General features: G+C 45.1%; 19 protein-coding genes and 1 tRNA gene. 6 read left to right on the top strand and 14 right to left on the bottom strand.

Translation table 11 applies throughout. The features are described 5' to 3' along the window. The 7 genes from aroA to GDA45_00525 all read right to left on the bottom strand — a co-directional run bounded on the left by aroA (position 1) and on the right by GDA45_00525 (position 5818). Positions 1 to 1296, bottom strand: coding sequence for a 3-phosphoshikimate 1-carboxyvinyltransferase (aroA, locus tag GDA45_00555; protein ID MBC6413416.1), 1296 nt, complete (start codon positions 1294 to 1296; stop codon positions 1 to 3). An 89-nt stretch (positions 1297 to 1385) separates the two neighbouring features. Next, a complete protein-coding gene (locus GDA45_00550; GenBank protein MBC6413415.1) occupies positions 1386 to 2063 on the bottom strand; it encodes an ATP-binding cassette domain-containing protein in 678 nt (225 codons plus the stop codon). Positions 2064 to 2065: 2 nt separating this feature from the next. Beyond that, positions 2066 to 3313, bottom strand: a complete 1248-nt coding sequence (locus GDA45_00545) for a lipoprotein-releasing ABC transporter permease subunit (GenBank protein ID MBC6413414.1) — start codon at positions 3311 to 3313, stop codon at positions 2066 to 2068. Then, positions 3310 to 4407, bottom strand: coding sequence for a hypothetical protein (locus GDA45_00540; protein ID MBC6413413.1), 1098 nt, complete (start codon positions 4405 to 4407; stop codon positions 3310 to 3312). Before GDA45_00540 ends, GDA45_00545 begins: the two co-directional genes overlap by 4 nt. After that, positions 4404 to 4790 (bottom strand): cytochrome c-type biogenesis protein CcmH, encoded by a 387-nt coding sequence (locus GDA45_00535; GenBank protein ID MBC6413412.1) that lies wholly within the window; start codon positions 4788 to 4790, stop codon positions 4404 to 4406. The genes GDA45_00540 and GDA45_00535 overlap by 4 nt, the downstream gene beginning before the upstream one ends. Positions 4791 to 4818: 28 nt before the next feature. Beyond that, the gene (locus tag GDA45_00530) at positions 4819 to 5079 is read right to left on the bottom strand and encodes a hypothetical protein (protein ID MBC6413411.1); all 261 of its coding nucleotides are present in this window, start codon (positions 5077 to 5079) and stop codon (positions 4819 to 4821) included. Positions 5080 to 5263: 184 nt separating this feature from the next. Next, the gene (locus tag GDA45_00525; protein MBC6413410.1) at positions 5264 to 5818 is read right to left on the bottom strand and encodes a DsbE family thiol:disulfide interchange protein; all 555 of its coding nucleotides are present in this window, start codon (positions 5816 to 5818) and stop codon (positions 5264 to 5266) included. 423 nt (positions 5819 to 6241) lie between these two features. On the opposite strand from GDA45_00525, the gene GDA45_00520 reads away from it, so the two are divergent. The 5 genes from GDA45_00520 (at position 6242) to GDA45_00500 (ending at position 9755) form a co-directional block, all read left to right on the top strand. Further along, a tRNA-Arg gene (locus GDA45_00520) sits at positions 6242 to 6318 on the top strand. Positions 6319 to 6334: 16 nt separating this feature from the next. Further along, the gene (locus GDA45_00515) at positions 6335 to 8209 is read left to right on the top strand and encodes a DUF3450 family protein (GenBank protein ID MBC6413409.1); all 1875 of its coding nucleotides are present in this window, start codon (positions 6335 to 6337) and stop codon (positions 8207 to 8209) included. Further along, positions 8209 to 8739 (top strand): MotA/TolQ/ExbB proton channel family protein, encoded by a 531-nt coding sequence (locus GDA45_00510; protein ID MBC6413408.1) that lies wholly within the window; start codon positions 8209 to 8211, stop codon positions 8737 to 8739. Before GDA45_00515 ends, GDA45_00510 begins: the two co-directional genes overlap by 1 nt. Then, positions 8732 to 9148: a biopolymer transporter ExbD gene (locus tag GDA45_00505; GenBank protein ID MBC6413407.1), complete on the top strand. Its 417-nt coding sequence runs from the start codon at positions 8732 to 8734 to the stop codon at positions 9146 to 9148. The genes GDA45_00510 and GDA45_00505 overlap by 8 nt, the downstream gene beginning before the upstream one ends. Continuing rightward, positions 9141 to 9755 (top strand): TonB family protein, encoded by a 615-nt coding sequence (locus tag GDA45_00500; GenBank protein ID MBC6413406.1) that lies wholly within the window; start codon positions 9141 to 9143, stop codon positions 9753 to 9755. The genes GDA45_00505 and GDA45_00500 overlap by 8 nt, the downstream gene beginning before the upstream one ends. Before the next feature lie 40 nt (positions 9756 to 9795). On the opposite strand, the gene GDA45_00495 is transcribed toward GDA45_00500, so the two are convergent. The 5 genes from GDA45_00495 to GDA45_00475 all read right to left on the bottom strand — a co-directional run bounded on the left by GDA45_00495 (position 9796) and on the right by GDA45_00475 (position 14892). Then, on the bottom strand, positions 9796 to 11301 hold the full coding sequence (locus GDA45_00495; protein ID MBC6413405.1) for an SUMF1/EgtB/PvdO family nonheme iron enzyme: 1506 nt from the start codon (positions 11299 to 11301) through the stop codon (positions 9796 to 9798). Positions 11302 to 11366: 65 nt separating this feature from the next. Continuing rightward, positions 11367 to 11576: a hypothetical protein gene (locus GDA45_00490; GenBank protein ID MBC6413404.1), complete on the bottom strand. Its 210-nt coding sequence runs from the start codon at positions 11574 to 11576 to the stop codon at positions 11367 to 11369. Between the two features lie 19 nt (positions 11577 to 11595). After that, complete coding sequence (locus GDA45_00485) at positions 11596 to 13317, bottom strand: hypothetical protein (protein MBC6413403.1); 1722 nt, start codon at positions 13315 to 13317, stop codon at positions 11596 to 11598. A gap of 7 nt (positions 13318 to 13324) precedes the next feature. After that, complete coding sequence (locus GDA45_00480) at positions 13325 to 13849, bottom strand: hypothetical protein (protein ID MBC6413402.1); 525 nt, start codon at positions 13847 to 13849, stop codon at positions 13325 to 13327. 2 nt (positions 13850 to 13851) lie between these two features. Continuing rightward, entirely contained in the window at positions 13852 to 14892 is a 1041-nt protein-coding gene (locus GDA45_00475; GenBank protein ID MBC6413401.1) for a hypothetical protein, read from the bottom strand. 63 nt (positions 14893 to 14955) lie between these two features. Here GDA45_00475 and msrA point away from each other — a divergent pair, with 63 nt between their 5' ends. Continuing rightward, complete coding sequence (msrA, locus tag GDA45_00470) at positions 14956 to 15558, top strand: peptide-methionine (S)-S-oxide reductase MsrA (GenBank protein ID MBC6413400.1); 603 nt, start codon at positions 14956 to 14958, stop codon at positions 15556 to 15558. A gap of 4 nt (positions 15559 to 15562) precedes the next feature. Here msrA and GDA45_00465 read toward each other — a convergent pair whose 3' ends face one another. Next, entirely contained in the window at positions 15563 to 16540 is a 978-nt protein-coding gene (locus GDA45_00465) for a KpsF/GutQ family sugar-phosphate isomerase (protein MBC6413399.1), read from the bottom strand. Positions 16541 to 16561: 21 nt separating this feature from the next. Continuing rightward, positions 16562 to 17542, bottom strand: a complete 981-nt coding sequence (locus GDA45_00460) for a calcium/sodium antiporter (GenBank protein MBC6413398.1) — start codon at positions 17540 to 17542, stop codon at positions 16562 to 16564. Between the last annotated feature and the right edge of the window lie 135 nt (positions 17543 to 17677).

Below are 17677 nucleotides of genomic sequence, written 5' to 3'. Positions count from 1 at the left end.
TTAGTGCGAGAGTTTAAGGCCTATTGTGTTAGCGACTTGAACAAAATTGGGAAACGAGGTATCAATATTCTGGCATCGTTGAATGGAAATAGTCTGTTCGGCAACAGCACCAGCGACTGCAAAAGCCATTGCCACACGGTGATCCCCTCTACTATCCACCGTAGCACCCTTTAGCCGTCCACCTTCAATCGCTATACCGTCGTCGTAAACCTCAACCGCAATTCCACAAGCCTGTAGGCCTTCAGCCATCGTTGCGATGCGGTCGCTTTCCTTTACCCTAAGCTCTTTAGCGCCGCGCAAATAAGTATGCCCTTCGGCACACGCTGCAGCGATAAACAACGCCGGAAATTCATCTATCGCCGACGGCACCCAATCAATCGGAATTTCTATGCCAGATAGGGTAGCAGAGCGAATGCGTAAATCACCCACCGGCTCCTGACAGACAATATTCTGCTTCAGCACTTCTATATCAGCACCCATTGCGCGCAAAATTCTCAAAGCACCCAGGCGTGTTTCGTTTAAGCCCACTTGCTCGATGACTAAATCGCTATTGGCTATCAATGTAGCTGCGATTATCAAAAAGGTGGCTGACGAGATATCACCCGGCACGATTATCCGAGCCGCTTGAAGGCGGTCGCCACCGACAACGCGCACACTAAGCCCGTGTCGTATAATCCGACACCCGAAACAGCTCAACATACGCTCGCTATGATCGCGACTCAGCGCAGGTTCAACGACAACAGTCTCTCCTTGAGCATCCAAGCCGGCCAGCAATAAAGCCGATTTGACTTGTGCACTAGCAACTAACAATTCGGTATACACACCGTGTAATTGTTCAGCAGGTTCTATAATCACTGGCGGTGTACCTTGTTGCGAAGTGCGGATCTGTGCGCCCATCTTTAGCAAAGGGTCAACGACGCGACGCATCGGACGACGATTTAAGGAAGCATCGCCATTTAGGGTCACCGAAATCTTTTTGCCGGCCAATAAACCAGTCAATAAACGCATAGCGGTACCAGAGTTAGCTAAATCTATAGGCTGTTCAAGCGAATGCAAACCGTTGCGGTAGCCACGCACGCGCATTAGGTTGTCGCCAACCTCGATACTTACACCTAAGCGCATCAGTGCCTGCATAGTGGCAAGACAATCTTCAGCAGCTAAAAAACCAACTATCTCGCTAACACCCTCGGCGATTGCGGCAAATATCAACGCCCGATGCGATATTGATTTATCACCTGGGACATATATCGTGCCGCGCAAAGATTTAGCAGCTACAGAGTGAATGGTGTCAGGCATAGGATGTTGATATTTCTCTTAACAAAGGGTATTTGCTATAGGTTATTATACAGCGGAATATAATGCCGATTACGATTGTCGGACGGTCTCTAGTGATGAGATAACTTTCCCGAATCAAGCGTATAAACTGTCGGCAGGCGACTCACTAAATGTTGATCGTGGGTGGCAAATATCAATAATGTTTTACTGTCGGCATTCAAGCGTAGTAATTCATCGGTCACTGCTTCGGCACTACTCCTATCCAGTTGCCCGGTCGGCTCGTCGGCCAACAGGATACTCGGTCGGGTTATCATCGCTCTGCAGATGGCGACTCGCTGACGCTCGCCACCTGATAGCTGATGAGGTTTGTGCCGTGCGCGCGCAGCCAATCCGGTTTTAGTAAGCAACTGCATACCTGAGTCTTTAACTTTAGCGAGTGATTGCCCTCTTAACAGCAGCGGCATCAACACATTTTCCAGCACATTAAAGTCACCCAGCAGATGATGAAATTGGTATATAAACCCGATATGCAGGTTTCTAAAACGACTAGATTCGGCCTCCGACATGCGATTGATGCATTGACCTTGAATGGTTATATCGCCCTCATTCGGTGTATCCAAGCCGCCCAGTAAATGCAATAAGGTGCTTTTACCGGAACCTGAGACACCGACGATTGCAAGAGTGCTGCCTGCGTTTGCATTCAGATTTAATTCGGTTAAAACTTCGGTGCGCGATACGCCGTCATCGTAATATTTAGTCACCGATCGACATTGAAGCAGTGCTTCCATAATCAACTACTTCTTAAAACTTCGGCCGGCTTCAAACGTGACGCGCGCCAGGCTGGATAAATCGTTGACAGCACAGTCATAACAAAAGTCAATGTTGCCACTACCATAACATCGGATTCCATTAACCGCGAAGGTACCTCAGTAATCGGATAAACATCGGCTGACAAAAACTTAACTCCGGTGGCGCTTTCTATCGCCGTCACTATTTCTTCAATATAGCTGGCGAGTAGCACACCCCCGATAACGCCTACGATATTTCCTAGCAAACCTATCAAGCATCCTTGAGTAATGAACACTTTCATCACTTGTCGCGGCTGCATGCCCATGGTTCTTAAAATAGCGATGTCGGATTGCTTTTCTATAACTACCATCACCAGCATTGAAATAATATTAAAAGCGGCGACTGCGATAATCAATGCCATGATTAAAAATAGCAATAATTTCTCCATCTCCAATGCTCTAAAAAAATTTCGGTGGCTGCGTGTCCAATCGCTAATCCAATAATGCGGTCCTAATTGTAAATTGAGCCGCTTGCTCAGTTCCGGTGATTCAAATAAATCATCCAATCGCAAACGCAAACCGTTGACTTTATCCCCTAGGCGAGCAAGCTGACGAGCATCCTCCAGATTCACTAGCACGATGCCGCGGTCAAACTCTGATAAACCGCTATCAAATATGCCTGATATTATGAAGCTACGCATCCGCGGCAAAATCCCGGCCGGAGTGACTGCTGCCTGCGGACTAATCAGCGTGACTTTATCACCTAGTTCTGCTTGTAAAGAAAAAGCGAGTGTTTGACCAACGACTATTTGATAGCGTTCTGGTTGCAGGCTGTCCAACGCACCTTCTTTAAGATAGTTTTTAATATTAGAAACCTGCTTCTCTAGTTCGGGTACCACTCCGCGCGCATAAGCCCCTCTGACCCTATCGCCTTTCATCAACATCACTTGCATCTCAACAAAAGGTGCAACTGCTGCCACGCCCTGTTCTTGTTCAAGTCGTGGCTGCATAGATTGCCAATCATCTATCGTGCCATCTAGGCTAGTCAATGTGTTATGCGAGACGACATCCAATATTTTATTTCTAATCTCTTCCTTAAAACCGTTCATCACCGACAGCACGGTTATGATAACGGTCATTCCGACTGCAATACCCAAGATAGAAATCAACGATACGAACGAAATAAAGTTATTATGCTTCTTACCGCGGGTATAACGCCAGCCAATTAGATACTCTATCGACACCGTTATTCCAGCACCTCGTCTATCGTCAAAGAGACCGCAGTACCAGCTTCGGCAACGATAGGTTCACTTGAGGCTTGTAAATCACCCGGCTGCGGCATTGCGGTAGTCAATTTTGAAACGCGCGCAATAACTATAAGCGGACTAAATTGCTCTACGGTCATACCTTGTATCATTGCATCGTCAGGCCCTAAGCAAGTCTCCAGCGGCAGCGCACCCGCTTGAAATTGCTTAATAGCAAGCGGCATCGGAGGACCTTGCGCAGCTTTAGCATAAACGAAGAGTGTATCGCTCGCAGACACATTTGCCGAAAGTTCGGATGCCAACCTCACTTCAATGCGTATAAAGCAGTTCGCATCCGGCGGCTTAGGTACCACCGGCGGTGGCTGCTCCGTTTGCTCGGTTGGGATAGCTTGTGGCGATTCGTTATCGTCAACTGTTTTTGTAGCCAGCGCTTTTACTTCAACAAGTCTCTCTTCTACCGCTCTCGCTAACGGGTCGTCTGCGCTGAGTAAGGTCAATAAATGTTGCCAATAGGAAACAGTTTGCGCATAATTAGCTTGCTCCATATAAGCGATCCCGATCAAAAATAAGCCTCGCTGGTCGTCTGGATCACTTGCCAGTACTGCCTCAAGCAAAGCCATCGCTTTAGTGTTCGGTGCGCCTTCAGTAATGAGCAGAGCCTCGGCATAACCAATCTGTGCCCAGGTTTCCAGTGTCGTATAAAGTTCGGCTTGGGCATAGGCACCGACTGCTTTATCGTATTGCTGTAATGCTGCGTATGAACTTGCCAGTAGTAGCCATCCATCGGGGTTGTCTTGTGGAGACTGTGCGAGCCGAGCAGCCAGCTGTTCGGTCAACTCTATCATATCGCTCTGTTGCTCGGATGATGCAACAAGTGAGGAATAGCCGTTCGACCAATAGACATAGAGCAGCGCACTTGAAGCGACGACGAAAGTAGCCACTAACACACTGATTAGCGAACGGCTTTTTCGTGACATCAGTCCTAGTGCGCCGCTAGCCGGACGGCGCAGTAGCGGCCTTAGTAAGACAAGCAGTAGCAATAACCAGGCAATCGCTACAACACTCCAAAACTCTATCACTGATCTATATCACTCGTGCCGGGTTTTAGACGGGCAACCCTTCTCGCCAGCACCGTCAACCCTATCAACAATAATAGAAACGGTGCAATCCACAGTAAATAGTTCTGCGGCTTGAACGGTGGTTTGTACAACACGAAGTCGCCGTAACGCTCAGTCATAAACTTATATATTTCATCATCGCTTTGCCCTGCCAGGAGCATCGCCTTCACCTCATCACGCAAATCTGTTGCCAACCCAGCATCGGATTCGGCAAGCGACTGATTCTGACAGACCAAACAGCGTAATTCTCTTAATAAGTTATGATAACGTTGCTCTTGTTCGGGTAACAAACCAGTTGTTGATATCGCGACGGCTATCGCTGGTAGCAGTATCGACAACCACATTATACCGGCTAAACGGAAAAGCAACGGATTAAACGGTGACATCAGAAGTGTTAGCTATTAGTTTTAGCGTGTAAGTCAATTGGCTTATCCCAAAAATCTCTATACTGCTAGTCAAAACGCACAACCAGCACCGACGCCTTGAACAACCTGCCAAAAAATCGTAATCCATTGATTCATCCATTGATCCATCCATTGATATTGGGTCTTTAATTAAAGCATAATCTTTAGCTAAGCTGATTGCCGATTGTTTAATATCCTTCAGCGATAAAAAAACATGAGTGGATGACATCAGCTTACGCCGCTATGGGTAATTGCTTTTGCTTGCACATCTATATGAATAACCTGCCTTATCAATATTTCATAAACTTCAATATTTCATAAACTAATCATGACTGCTTATGCGCTGTTACTAAACATCATATTATCACACAACAGCCACTAACCATCCGCCTACATACATTCTAGTGCCCATTCTAGGATTGCTCATCGACATCGACACTGAGCTGCTCACCGCGCAAGAACTCAAGCAACGGTATCAGCGTATCCTGCATCAGTGTCTCGTTAATCGGACCTATGTGCTTATAATGTATGGTACCTAAATCATCAACCACAAAAGTCTCTGGTACACCGTAGACTCCCCAATCTATACCGACCCGCCCGTCTATATCGTATAAACTCGTCGTATAGGGGTCGCCGTATCGCTTCAGCCATTGCAGAGCATCGTCTCGCTGATCCTTGTAGTTTATCCCGTAGATCGGAAATGTGCCAGTTTGCGCAAACTGCATCAATAGCGGATGCTCGTTCAAGCAAGCAACACACCAACTCGCCCAGACATTAACCAGTGCTGGTTGTCCAGACCAACTGCGTTGATCTATACGCTTCCCTGGTTGATGTAAATCGTCGCCGATAAACGCAGGCATGGGCTTACCGACCAAAGGCGACGGCACCCGCGAGGGGTCCAACTTTAAGCCAACAGCAAGCAAAGATAATAAGGCAAAAAAAACTACTAATGATAAGATAATTCGCATGGCTATCTCGGATTGATATTTTAACCTACACTGATTATGCCTGGGTGAATCATAAACTAATGACTCATGCAATATTTGCGTCTGCAGCAACGATCATCCTGAATAACTTCGGATACCGCTAGCTGTAACGCCTATTATCGCACAACTACAATCCTATCGGCTGTTAGCTTAATTTCATTATCAAGGCTGTAGAGTAGTATTTTATTAAGTGACCCTCCTCCTTTTTTAGGCCCACATTCAAAGAGAGTTTTCATGCTAATTTCTCAGCAAATACACTAGGCGGTTGATAGCCTAGCGCACTGTGTGACCTTCCCCCTTTTTTACCTCTTGATTGTGTGACTAAAACTTTCTAGCCCTCTCTACACTATAGAGGATTCGCTAAAGCTATATTGTGTTATATTAGCAAAATATTTTGCTCACCACGCGCCCGTAGCTCAGTTGGATAGAGTACCTGGCTACGAACCAGGGGGTCGGAGGTTCGAATCCTTTCGGGCGCGCCATTCTGCAATCGGTACCATGAGAATCAAAACAACAAAAACTCTACTGCTTATATTTTTAATATCCGACGCCCCGCTGACTTTACTACACGCCGATGAACCATCGATGCATATTTATGCCGAGCAACTACAGCATACGATTGCCAAGCAAAACGATGCGATAAAAATATATAGAGAACGATTGAGCAGCGCAGAAACTAGTCAATCGGATTTGCTTGCTTCAGCCGAACAAATGGTAGATAGCTTAGCGCAGTGGATAGAAGCAGATTTACCTTTTCTTAGTTCAGAACGGCAGGCGCGTATAGCAGATCTGCGTAATATGCTATTGTCATCCGAATTAAATATGGTTGAAAAAATTCGTCGCATATTTGAAGCTTATCGTATCGAAGCCGAATACGGTTTCATGTTTGAAAACTACCGGGCAAGGATCGACAAAGAAAACGCTAAAGTTGTAGACTTTCTACATGTCGGTAGAAATATTTTAATATATAGAACCTTAGACGGTCGCCAAAGAAGTGTTTGGAACAGACATGCAAAAAGATGGGAATCTTTGAACTTAGGCTACGATTATAGTATCAGGGAGGCTATAAGCATCGCTCGCAAACTTGCAAAACCACAAATCCTCAGGTTACCAGTACAATTGGCACAACTGAGGGTAGCAGATAATTTAATCTCGGCAACAGACTCCGAAGATGGATTGTCTCTCGAGCAATCCTCCGAGCACACCACAATATTTAAACAAATCTCGCAATCATCCCAAAACCTAGAACAAGAAATAGCGTCTCTAGAGAGGTTGGCGGAGCAGAGCAATCAACAAGCCGTTGAATTACAATCTGCATATTATCAACGATTGGGACCTACTAAAGAACTCATCACGGTTATCCGTAACACCGCCCACGAACTACGCGCGATGATATCAAAATCCTTTATGCCGTTGCTATTACCCCATTATCAAACAGCCCTAGAGCCGATCTTGCAAAACCATCAATTCCTAGACATCGAACATATAGGAGTCTTGCAGAAATTATTCATAGAACTCTATCATGCACAAGGGCAAACGGGTTTTTTCAATACCGAATTAATTTTACCCGGGGGCACCCCGACAAAGCACAGAGTCGCGCATATAGGACCATTCACTTTACTATACAACGGCAAGTTTTTATACTACGAACCATCTGTACAACGCGCCGTCGTGCTATCTAAATCCCCAGACAAAATTTTATCGTTACTCGCAGACGACATCACTGAGGAACTAAACGACAGCTTTGTAAAAGCGCCAGTGGATCTATCAAAAGGTGCAGTGTTGACGATATCCGCTGCATCTCTCACTGCCGTAGAATACTTCCGCCAAGGTGGTTGGATTTCATATTTTATATTGGTACTAGGCGCATACAGCTTATTGTTAGTTCTAATAAAAATTTATCAATTATGGGCATGCCTGAAATCAGTGCGCAAACAAAAGTATCAAACAAACTACGACAGCAATAATCCACTCGGACGTGTTCTGAACGCTGGCCACAATACAACCGCCAGCATAGAAGGTTTGGAGTTGGCAATAGAACAAGCTGTGCAAAGAGAAATACCACTATTAGAGTGGGGGTTTAGCACAATAAAAGTAGTGATAGTCGCAGCACCTCTTCTAGGCTTATTAGGCACTGTGTTCGGTATGATAGAAACCTTCCAAGCAATTGCGCTCTTTGGTACCAACGATCCTAAAATCATCGCACAGGGCATTGGTACGGCACTCACAACGACCATGATGGGGCTGTCTGTTGCTATCCCCTTGCTATTGCTCTATACCTGGGCAATGTCGTATAGTAAAGAGATACACAATATACTAGAAGAACAAAGCGCAGGCCTTTTAATGGAACAACTTGATAGGACAAAACACTGATGCAGTGGGCGTATTTTATATATGGCTTCTTTTACGGGCTTCATGCTATAGGCATAGAAATACTTTTAGCTTTGGCAATTTCAGCACTGCTAATGTGGTCGCTGATTATTGAGCGCTATTTATATTTTGTATTCAACCATAAATATTTGCGCGCGCGATACCTACGACTATGGCAAAAGGTATATCACCGTACCATGGCCGAGCGGCGGTTGTTAAAATGCTATTATCTGTCAGAATATCGATTGCACGGTGAGCGAGGTATCAGATGGATACAACAACTCAGTAAAGTAAGCCTACTGTTAGGGTTGTTGGGGACCGTGCTCAGTTTGATTGCGATTTTTGAATCCCAACTATTTAGTGCATCCAATATAAATCATCAAATATCAACCGGCATATCCGGTGCTATCATTCCGACGACTGCAGGACTTTTAATTAGTCTGTCTGGATTGTTCGGTGCATATCATTTACAAAGCATCGTAAATCGTTCTATCTACCTTCTAGACTCCGGCTTAGAATTGAATTATGACTAGATATTATTCAAGGAGGAAAAGCCTGACTACCGACAACGAAGTTGATGTCAATTTGACACCCATGCTCGATGTGGTCTTTATACTCTTAATATTCTTTATCATCACTGCGTCCTTTATTCAACAAACCACTATCAATATCACCCCAGCAAAAGCCGCATTAGCAACCTCCGAACAAGTATCGGTACAAATCGGCATTGATCGCTACGGCGATATCTACCTGGATAATCAGGTGATTGATATCAGAACGCTACAAAACATAGCTGAGAAAATGTATATTCAAAACCCACAAAGTGCGATAACCATAATGGCAGATAAAGCATCCGATAATGCCGCTTTGATTAGAGTTTTAGATAGTATATCTCGTGCTGGAATTAAAAATATCGCCATCGCCGCCGAAGTAGATGGATAAAACCCTGCGTTGGTTGTTCGCACTGATAGCAGCCTCGCTGATTAGTTACAGTTTATTTGCATCATTAGGTCTATACATCGGAAATACAAACTACAACGACACAACACACTACCCTTCTATCTCTATCAATTTTATACCTATACATAAAGATAAACGCGAACAAACGCAACCCGCAGTTAAGCATACTAGACCTGCATCTATTGCAGTTAAGCATACTAAACCTGCATCTATTAACGATAAGGATCCTCGCAAAGCACAAACACATCAACCTGAATCTGCACGTGTTGCTCCCAAGCCAGCACCTATGTCGATCGCCAAGCATACTTCCACCGCTAGTGAAAATCGCTCTCCTATCAGACTGCAGCCAATATTCAGAGTCAAACCAATCTATCCGATGTTCGCAATAGCACGCAACATAGAAGGATGGGTTAAAATAGAGTTTCTGATAGCCGAGAATGGAGCGGTCATCAATCCTAAAGTTATCGCATCAGAACCATCCGAAGTGTTCGAAAAAACCGCAATGACGGCAGTCTCCCAATGGCGATATCCACCTGGCAACGCGAGCAAATCGAGCGTGCACATTAAATTTGAACTACGCGATCATTGAATCGTCGCTGTAGAAACAGACTTACTGTGTTACCCTTAACTTAACTGTCAAAAACTACTCTGAAGCCGAGATACGGTGCCTTAAACGAAGCTGGCAGTGGATTTTCAAAATCAAAGCGAGCGGTTTTTTCTCCCGGCAATACATAATTGCCGCCCTTAGCAATCATTGCAAAACCTTGCCCGGCAGCGCTTAAGCTTTGTGTCCACTCGGATACATTGCCGCCCATATTGATCACGCCACCAGTGGTGATATCCCCTGTCTCCTTTAAGGCGGAATGTGGCTTTAGCAACCGCTGCTCAGCAGTAGCTGCATATTCAGGATTAAAATCATTGCCCCACGGGTAAGAATAATGACTCATTGAAGAGGCGGTGATCCATTCAAAACTGCTAGGCAATCGTCCACCTGCCCAGTTTGCAAAAGCGTAAGCCGACCACCAATCTATATCGGTCGCTGGTAGGTCTTCGTCTTGATAGTCGTCCACCCAGGACGGAGTATAATCGTGTCCTTGGGGCTCTTTCTCGTTTGCATAGAGACCGTAGCGCACCAGTGGATCGTTGATAAAGCGTCTGTATTGTGCTCTAGTCACTTCGTGTCGCAATATTTGAAATTCGTTATAGGGGTATTCTTTGCCTAGTAGCTTTTCAACTACGCCCAGCTGGTTGCGCGACAACCCAGACGCCAACAGCCCGGGTATTCTCGCATCACTCGGAATACCAATGCGATATAGCCCGGCATCCAGGCGTACTGTTTCGGGAGCAGCGTTGGTCCAGGCTATTTTATCAGGCTGATTATCGTATACGCACCTAAAGCTAACATAAGGAGAACGATAGTTCGGCCTTACGGTGCGATAAAAGTTATTCAAGCTATATATCTGATACGGCTTATTGAAGGCATTACCACCGTGTATACTCGGCTCTGCATCAAGGCGCATCCCTTGTGTCCATTCCGATGCAACATTACCAAGATTGTGTATACCTTGCGGTGTATCCATCTCTTTATGCACACCACAACGTTGAGCGGCATTGAGCCGCGGATCCAAATAAGGCCAACCTTCGCTGTTAAAGCTATTTCCCCAAGGGTAAAGCCGACCTTCGCTGCCACTTGCAATTGCGAGCCATTCGTCGCGCCTCGGCAATCGTCCGCCACTCGCCTGACAATAAGCGTAGGCATCATAATAACTAATCCCGTTTGCCGGCGCATCCAAGCGACCGCTAATTTTATGGTCACGGCTAGCGCTTTTGTAAGTCCACTTTTTAGGCTGGTCGGGATGTGCAATATCAGGTGGTTGATGGTTGGCATACCATTTTTCAAAAGCATAGAAGCTCTTTTGTCGTACTTCGCAACGATCGACCCATAGTGGCGGCAGCTGTATCTCATACTCCGATTTGCTAAGTATTGGATCAAAGGAATGTATATGCCCAAATGCGTATAGATGCTGTATTAAAATTTCATCGAGCTGTGCCCCGCGTCCCTGATTGCTCTCTATTTTAGATACACTCACTCGTACTGTATCAAAGTCGTAAAAAGCGGTACGCAATTTGTACAAACTGAACACCGAAAGTGCTATAACTATTACCGCGACAAGTAAATGCCTTAGTGCGGAAGGTAGTGTCATAAACCCTTCTTACCACCTTTTGCTAATAGCTTACCACCTTTTTTCATAAGTCCACCACCGCGCATTATGCCGCCACCTCGACCCATAAGACCACCGCCGCCGCGCATCATGCCACCGCCGCGACCCATAAGACCGCCGCCGCGCATGCCGCCGCTACGACGAAATAACATAAACACTAAACGAAATAACATCAAAAACATCCTCATAGTTCTCTCTCCTTTATAATCAACTTCCTTTTACAATGAATCTACGCAACACACCCAATAACAGCAACAGTGCTGCCATCCCGTAAAACACCAGTGCCTGGTTTTCCTTTCTATACGGAATGCTCGGATAATTTGTGGCTATTTGCGTCTGGTTTATACTAACATTATTTTGATCAACGGCAAATCGTAGACTACCGTCGCGATTAATAGCCGCATAAACAAAAGCAAGTAGATAATCGTCCCTTTGAGGTGATACGATCGTTGCGATGCGCCATTTATATGTGTCGGGATCGGCTTGTTTGCGAGGCAACAAAATAATGCTATTTTTATCCATCCTAATTTTAAGCCCTTTATAAATTGCCGGATAAAGCCCCACATGCATGCTAACCGTAGCATCTCCAGGAATACCCGGCAACGGTGTTTGCTCCTCATTATTCAGCAGCTGGGCACGCTCGACCAGCTGGTTCGGATGTACCGTTAGTGCTGTCATATTATTGTCTTCGATCTGCTGTGTAAGCTGCAGAGGCTGCTGCTCAGCATCCGAAGGTGGAAACATTATGCTCTTTATATATTCGTAAAAATTTATCTCCTCGCTATTACTCAGCTTGGGCATCATCGCCGCAGGTAGCAATATGTCGTTAGAGAAATTAAAATCTTGCAGCATCAGATAATTCCCTTCGGTAACTGCCTGTTGTGCTTTTTCCATAAATCTAAAAAGTGCAGCTAAAACTCTAGCATAGTCTAATGCATCACCTTCCTCTCCATTCTCCATATTGAAGAATATATATTCTTGTTCTATTTCCGACGACGACTTCGCCGATTGCGGTGTCGCAGTCCTAAATCGCATGATACTCGGGAAATTGCCACGACTCCTCGGCTGCAAACTTTCAGCCATCATCTTGCTCAGTGCATCAAACATCTCATCGGCAGGTGCGCCACCACTGCGCTGCTCGTTATCACGATTAGCGGGTTCAGTGTCATAAGAAAGATCATCAAAAGGATAATTTTCTTCGCTGTATGATGTATCTAGAGAAATACCGGCAGGAACTTCTTCCCACATATCTTCGCTACCATTTTCGTCACCCTCGCGTTGCATAGGAGATCTGTTATCACCTGGATCATCTGATTGGTCTTCGGTTTCTTCGTCGACTTCGTTAATCTCCGTGGCTGCACCAGGGCTGCTCTTGTTATCATCTGCTGAAGGATTTCCATCATAACCTATAAAGTGCCAATGGCGAGGCATAGGGGCATGGTCGCTGATAATAGACATCGCTAAATAAAACATACGGATGTCGTATATATCTATACGGATATAGTTTTTCTGCATAGCATTCATCGCTGCTAAAAATTTGTCAAACGCATTGTTAGATTTAAGCATCTCCTGACGAGTGAATTTTGCTTTGGTGTAATAATCCCGAACATAATCGCCGTGTAATTCAATAATCGGCATAATTGAAGGATGCGGATTGGCATCTAGAGGACTATTCACATAATCGTGCAATCTAGCCGGCTTTGATGTAGGCAGCCCGTTCATCACCACAGAAGTTGCCAGATCACGGCTAAGCAAGACTGTTATATCTTCGACCTCGCTGATACGCGCTTGTTCCTGTTCGTGTTTGATCATCATTGTCAGGACGATTAAAATGATAATCATAGCGACACTATTCGCCAGTATATCGGCAAGCGCAATACCGGCAAAACCGGGAAGTAGCCTGTTTTTTTGTGGTTGCGCCTTAGTCATCGCCTCGCTACTGCCGTTGAATGACCCGATCTATATAAGGTGGTATGTCGTCCAACGAGACCGACTTGAGTAGTTCGCGATCGGCGATAATCCAACCGATAGTCAATTTGTCTCGTAGCGTAGGCATCGTCGTACGCATGCATTCTCGGGCAATGGCCATCGTTTTAACACTACCTTCTAAGATGATAAAAATCAGCTGCTGCTTAGGCGTGCTGTAAACTTTTCTAGTATAACTTGCAAAAGGACTGCCGGGCGAACATATCTGATCTCTTTTTAAGACATCGCCGGTCTCAACAATACGCAATTCATCAGGGAAAGCCAGTATTGAGAAACCAGTGCCCTGAACTCCCCAACTTACTTTATAATCCCCCTCGCTATTGAGCCCTTCCAGCCGTTCCTGTAAAGACAGCTGAGAGAAAGTGTTGATCAGCAGAAATAAAACTAAAAGTAGTGCAAACACGCCTCCGAATATCTCAACCATAGGCGCATTATTCCTCTCTTGATCGCTAAGATTATCGTGCCGACGAAGCATGTTTAATGATCAACTCCGAGCAGGCGGTTTTCATAATTGGTCAGTAGATTATTCTCCCATCGCTGCACTATCGTTTGCAGTAAAGTTAAGACGATACTCAAGGACAGTGCGATAAGTGTGGTATCAAAAGCAATTCCTAACGGTGCTATCGCATCACCTAGTTGATTGGATAAATTGGCTAAACCTTGCTGTTCACCAATAATCTTTTGTATACCATCGGATGCCAGCGAAATACCGTATACGGTGCCTATAAAACCCAATATCGGAATCGACCAGTTAAAGTAGCGTGGCAGGATATAAAAATCTGCCGATTTTTTCCAGATTAAGTCTATATAACTGTCCTTCATCATGCCCTGTTGTTCGTCAAGAAACTTATGGTAAGCCGCCATCAATAACGAACGGTTAGGCTCTTCTATTAGTCGCTGTTCATTCCACAAGATATAACTTTTACTCATCAGTAAAATCAGCCCCCAGCAGAATAACAGAATGGTCAGCGGCGGTATAAATCCACGAGCTAAGAACTTATTGGTCACCACAACCAGTTCCGGATAGTGCACTGCAGTGTTATAAATCATCAGCAGTATCGTTGTCGATAGGATGATGGCAACCGCTAGCGTTAACAACAGAGGAGGACCCGAGAGGATTGCCTCTAGTTTACGCATGAAATTTTGTTTGTATTCTGAAGTAGTACTATAGGTGATTAATATATAAAATATATAGAGTGCGATTACCGAACTCAATAATGGTAAAGACTTCTCCGGCATATAGCCGTCGGACAGCAACACCTGATTATTAAGTAACGGCACGAACACCTGATAAGTGACAATTACACTAATGACTATCAACGATAGCAATATCAAAAGACCGAGCATTTTGAGCATCGTCGGCCTCTTTAGCAATAACCCGGCAGCAGCCAATAAAGCAATGACCAAACCTGCCCCCAGACCACTGTACGGAGAGTATCCGACATTAATGCCTAGGCTAATAAATGCGGCAGGAAATAGTAAAATCGCCGTAGCTATAATTATAAATTGATTTAACATAATAAACTTTCATAAGGTTTTGGAAGGGAGAATCAATTATAATACATTATCTAATTATTAGGTATTAATGCTTTGATAAAAATTGTTGCAAACAAAAATCTAAACCACCATTTTATTAAAGGGTGTGCTTTGCATCCTCCTTTTCCTGAAGAGAGTCAAACGGCGATCTTTGCGCTTGGTTGCTTCTGGGGTGCCGAGCGATGTTTCTGGCAACAAACTGATGTCTACCTAAGTGCAGTAGGTTATGCTGGCGGCACGACTACCAACCCCGATTATCGATCGGTTTGCCGCGGCAATACTGGGCACACTGAAAGTGTACTAGTCATCTATCGTGACAATCACAGCACTGATGGGCATAGCACTTACCGGAAACTACTCAAAGTCTTTTGGGAAGCGCATAACCCGACTCAAGGAATGCGCCAAGGCAACGATGTTGGCAGCCAGTACCGCTCGGCGATATTTTGTTTTGACGATTTCCAATACCAAACAGCAGTGGACACACGCGACATTTACCAAGAAAATTTACACGCAGCGGGATACGGGGCAATCACAACTGAGATTATCAAAACTGCCGATTTTTATTACGCAGAAGACTATCATCAGCAATATCTAGCGAAGAATCCCAATGGCTACTGCGGCCTCGGCGGCACTCGTGTTGCTCTGTAGCCTGCTAGACGAGTCCGGCTTGTATGAGATCGTGCATATTAATCGCCCCCAACAGCTGACCTTCTAGATCAAAAACTGGAAGCGCATTCACTTTCTTTTTCTGCATAAGTTGCAACGCTTCTACTGCAAGCGTATCCGCTACGACCGATTGGTAAGGATGAGTCATCAATTGGGCGATAGATGTTTGTAGAAGTTTGGTATTACGGTTCAATGCCCGTCTCAGATCACCATCGGTAAAAACACCCACCACCTGACCGGCATCGCTGATGATCAGAGTCATCCCCATACCTTTAGCTGATATTTCATACAACGCATCTATCAATAGCGTAGATGCGAGTACTTTAGGAACAGCATCTCCAGTGCGCATTAAATCAGCAACTTTGAGCAATAACTTTCTACCTAAATACCCTCCTGGATGAGAGCGAGCAAAATCTTCGGTCGTAAAACCCTTGCTCTGCAATAAAGCAATGGCAAGCGCATCACCCATTGCCAGGGCTGCAACGGTACTCGCAGTTGGCGCCAAACCCAGTGGACAGGCCTCTTGTTCAACATGGGTATTCAAGCAAACATCAACCGCACGCGCTAAGGTAGAGTTGATAGCACCGGTCAACGCAATGGTCTTGACCGCAATACTTTTCAACGCTGGCAACAAAGTATTAATCTCTGCAGTCTCCCCCGAATACGAAATTATGATAGCGACATCGTCGCTATCAATCATACCTAAATCACCGTGGCTGGCCTCGGCCGGATGCAAATAAAAAGATTTGCTACCAGTACTAGATAATGTAGAACTGATTTTGTTCGCAATATGACCCGATTTGCCGATGCCGATTAAAATAATACGACCGCGACATTCTATTAAGCAATGACACGCAGCAATAAATTTGTCGTCGATCTGCGGTTGCAGTCTGCGGATTGCCTGCGCTTCTATATCTAAGACTTTTAACGCCAGTTGTTTGATTTTATCCGAGTCGAATGCCATAAAATAGTCCGTTCAAAAAATCTATTTTAATACCAAACTGACTTCTTGGTGATAAAGCAAAGCTATATAGGCGCTAAAAAAAATCAATATCAATACCCCTTTGAAGCGATACAAGCTGTAGCGCGGCGGAGCCAGGAACAATACCAGTAGTAGTATGGTTATCACTGCACTTACCAGAAAGTCTCTATACAATATCTCGTTGCTCATCTGTCCGCCGCCGACTATAGCAATCGCTCCAATAACACCTAAGCCGTTGAATAAATTAGAACCCAAAATATTGCCTACTGCAATATCCTCGCGTTTTTTCCAGGCACTCACTATTGAGGTAACTATCTCAGGCAAGCTAGTGCCCAGTGCAGTCATCGTCAAACCGACCAATAATTCACTGACTCCGAAACGGTTGGCGATGCCGACCGCCGACCAAACTATCAATTCCGCTGCTACCACCAATATAGCGGAGCCTATTATAATATGCAACCAACCAGCGTGATGCCGCTGCTGTCCGTCGTCCTCGTATGCATCTGCGGTACACACCATCCAATACATCAGCACGAATAATGTCAACCACAAAAGTAAGCCGTCTTTGATGTCAAGTTCAAAATTTGCCTGCACTGCGGTTGTCTGCCCAAGTGTACTAAGCAACACTAGAGTATCTCCCCAATCCAGCCGACTATCCATCGCCAACCACCATACTGCGACGATAGCGACACCCAACATGATAAATTTCTTATACAAGATCGGTCGCTTGATATATATCGGCACGACCAGCGCAGCCAACCCCAAACCCAAGCCTATATTTGCGATATTAGAACCAATCGCATTGCCCAGCGCAACTTCGGTGGAGCCTTGCAATGCCGCCAGCATAGAAACGAAAAACTCAGGTGCCGAAGTGCCCAAACCAACGATGACCATGCCGATAATCAACTCGGAAATCCGGTAGCGTTGTGCAATGCCTACCGCACCTTTGATGAGCAGATTCGCCGACCAAATAATTAAAGCCAAACCTGCTAAGAAAACAAATAATTGGAGCAACATATGTATAAAATCACCGACCTAGGCTTACACGCCAAAATAGAAACATGCTTACTTTTATTTTCCTTACTATTTAACCTCGACTAGCCTCAGTTAAATAATGGT

Source organism: Chromatiales bacterium, assembly GCA_014323925.1.
In the GTDB taxonomy this organism is placed as follows: domain Bacteria; phylum Pseudomonadota; class Gammaproteobacteria; order Poriferisulfidales; family Oxydemutatoraceae; genus SP5GCR1.
The sequence above is the reverse complement of the archived record's forward strand: the minus strand, read 5'-3'. Positions and strand labels throughout refer to the sequence as shown.

Excerpts from the sequence above, each read along its gene's own strand:
- aroA (MBC6413416.1), bottom strand. The coding sequence starts at position 1,296 with ATGCCTGACACCATTCACTCTGTAGCTGCTAAATCTTTGCGCGGCACG.
- GDA45_00550 (MBC6413415.1), bottom strand. The coding sequence starts at position 2,063 with ATGGAAGCACTGCTTCAATGTCGATCGGTGACTAAATATTACGATGAC.
- GDA45_00535 (MBC6413412.1), bottom strand. The coding sequence starts at position 4,790 with ATGTGGTTGTCGATACTGCTACCAGCGATAGCCGTCGCGATATCAACA.
- GDA45_00530 (MBC6413411.1), bottom strand. The coding sequence starts at position 5,079 with ATGTCATCCACTCATGTTTTTTTATCGCTGAAGGATATTAAACAATCG.
- GDA45_00525 (MBC6413410.1), bottom strand. The coding sequence starts at position 5,818 with ATGCGAATTATCTTATCATTAGTAGTTTTTTTTGCCTTATTATCTTTG.
- GDA45_00515 (MBC6413409.1), top strand. The coding sequence starts at position 6,335 with ATGAGAATCAAAACAACAAAAACTCTACTGCTTATATTTTTAATATCC.
- GDA45_00510 (MBC6413408.1), top strand. The coding sequence starts at position 8,209 with ATGCAGTGGGCGTATTTTATATATGGCTTCTTTTACGGGCTTCATGCT.
- GDA45_00505 (MBC6413407.1), top strand. The coding sequence starts at position 8,732 with ATGACTAGATATTATTCAAGGAGGAAAAGCCTGACTACCGACAACGAA.
- GDA45_00500 (MBC6413406.1), top strand. The coding sequence starts at position 9,141 with ATGGATAAAACCCTGCGTTGGTTGTTCGCACTGATAGCAGCCTCGCTG.
- GDA45_00490 (MBC6413404.1), bottom strand. The coding sequence starts at position 11,576 with ATGAGGATGTTTTTGATGTTATTTCGTTTAGTGTTTATGTTATTTCGT.
- GDA45_00485 (MBC6413403.1), bottom strand. The coding sequence starts at position 13,317 with ATGACTAAGGCGCAACCACAAAAAAACAGGCTACTTCCCGGTTTTGCC.
- GDA45_00480 (MBC6413402.1), bottom strand. The coding sequence starts at position 13,849 with ATGCTTCGTCGGCACGATAATCTTAGCGATCAAGAGAGGAATAATGCG.
- GDA45_00475 (MBC6413401.1), bottom strand. The coding sequence starts at position 14,892 with ATGTTAAATCAATTTATAATTATAGCTACGGCGATTTTACTATTTCCT.
- GDA45_00465 (MBC6413399.1), bottom strand. The coding sequence starts at position 16,540 with ATGGCATTCGACTCGGATAAAATCAAACAACTGGCGTTAAAAGTCTTA.